Below are 885 nucleotides of genomic sequence, written 5' to 3'. Positions count from 1 at the left end.
TATACCCTGTCTTAATCTGCTCTGTTTTTGTCACACCGGGACGTGATGTTTTTAATTCAACTGTACTTGTTGTCACGTTGCCATCTTTTGTATTTGTACTATCCTTTTCACTATCTGTTTTTTTTACAGTATTCTTATAATTTGAAGCATAATACGATGTGTAACTGCTGTTATTGATACCCGTAATTGCCATAATCCTACCTCCCTGTTATTGAAGCTTAAAATAATTTCTATTATATTGAACGACTTGGATATTTAATTTCCGTTGATATAAATTCATCTTCTGCCGAAACATTGATATGCCCACTGCTGTCAATAGCATACTCTTTACCATAAACGGAAAACGTATCTCCTTCTTTATATCCGATTTCTATCCAGTTTATATCATTTAACTGTTTTATCTTTGCGTCAACATTTATGGTCTTTCCTGATTCCTGCAATAAATAAGTGCGTTTTCCTGCTCCCGCATCTATAGAAAAGAATCCCGGAGAAATCCCGACTTTCTCACAGACTGACAGTACTTCCTCATTACTGTAGAGATAACCCCACACACTCTTTCCCTGTGCCAGATCAGATAAAATATTACTTGCTTTGCGCATTTCCCACTTATAATTTGTCCCTTTTTGATTTGTATTCTCTGCAAGCAACGATTCCGAGGCTGCCCAGCCTATCCTTCCATTGTTGACCGTCCATGTATATTTACCGCCACTTGATGTTGTCCATGAATAATAACTTTTATTACTTAGTACCAGAGAATTATTCTCAGCACAGATGCCTGACAAGGTGCTTGTATTCATTTTCGATACTGCATAATTAGGTACTACCTGTCTGCTCCCATTAAGGTCAAAGGAAATAACCCCGTACTCCTTAAAATCAGAATTATAT

The 885-nt window shown here is 36.8% G+C and carries 1 protein-coding gene and 1 pseudogene; both read right to left on the bottom strand.

Going from position 1 to position 885, the window contains the following annotated elements; all coding sequences use genetic code 11:
• A pseudogene (locus M72_RS14190) lies at window positions 1–193 on the bottom strand (hypothetical protein); the annotation flags it as partial.
• 40 nt (window positions 194–233) lie between these two features.
• A partial coding sequence (locus tag M72_RS14185) for a hypothetical protein (protein ID WP_055068689.1) occupies window positions 234–885 on the bottom strand: 652 nt, incomplete at its 5' end.

The sequence above is a fragment of the Roseburia faecis genome, from assembly GCF_001406815.1.
GTDB classification, from domain to species: Bacteria; Bacillota; Clostridia; order Lachnospirales; family Lachnospiraceae; genus Roseburia; species Roseburia faecis.
Note: the sequence above shows the minus strand (reverse complement) of the source record. Positions and strands in the feature narration are given on the sequence as shown.